This is a genomic window from Stenotrophomonas sp. AGC87 (assembly GCF_057333975.1).
The window spans coordinates 1-551 of the sequence record NZ_JBHFHW010000021.1 but is presented as its reverse complement, the minus strand read 5'-3'; the positions used below and the strand labels follow the sequence as shown (position 1 = coordinate 551).

Genomic DNA, 551 nt, shown 5'->3' with positions numbered 1-551 from the left:
CCCCCCCCCCCACTACCGGTCATGTGACCACAGGGTCCACGCGTACGGGTAGTCTCCGATCTGCTCTGAAAGCCCTGCACGGATCGGATTGCCGAGGATGTAAAGGGCATGCCGATGCAGCGACTCGTCGCAACGCACGGCGTGATCGTGGTAACCGGCTTGCCAGAACGAACCACCACGACCCAGCGATCGATTGATCGCCAACGCAGTCGATGATTTCAAGCGTCGAGCGATATCGGCAAGTGGCTTAGCTTCCAGTTCCACCAACCAGTGCAGATGGTCGGGCATGACCACCCAGGCAAGGGATCGTACGTATCCACGTTCGTCCATTTCCTTCAGGTGCGACATGGCAATTGCGGAAACCTCGGGATCCACAAACCAGCGCTTGCGGTGATCGCAGACCATGGTCAGGACATAGGTCTGTCCTGGAATGGAACAGCGCCCCACGCGTAGTCGAGAAGAACTCATGCTGCATCGTGAGTGATGCCGCAGCGCCATGATATCGGCCAACGGCGCAGACCGTTATCGCCGAAGACCCAAACAAGGTAGTG

The 551-nt window shown here is 58.4% G+C and carries 1 protein-coding gene; it reads right to left on the bottom strand.

Features of this window, described 5'->3' with window-relative positions; translation table 11 throughout:
- Positions 1-12: 12 nt before the first annotated feature.
- Entirely contained in the window at positions 13-468 is a 456-nt protein-coding gene (locus ACE026_RS07585; RefSeq protein WP_486037776.1) for an REP-associated tyrosine transposase, read from the bottom strand.
- Positions 469-551: the final 83 nt, after the last annotated feature.

What these genes read in the sequence shown, in the direction of transcription:
- ACE026_RS07585 (WP_486037776.1), bottom strand. Translation starts at nt 468, where the DNA reads ATGAGTTCTTCTCGACTACGCGTGGGGCGCTGTTCCATTCCAGGACAG.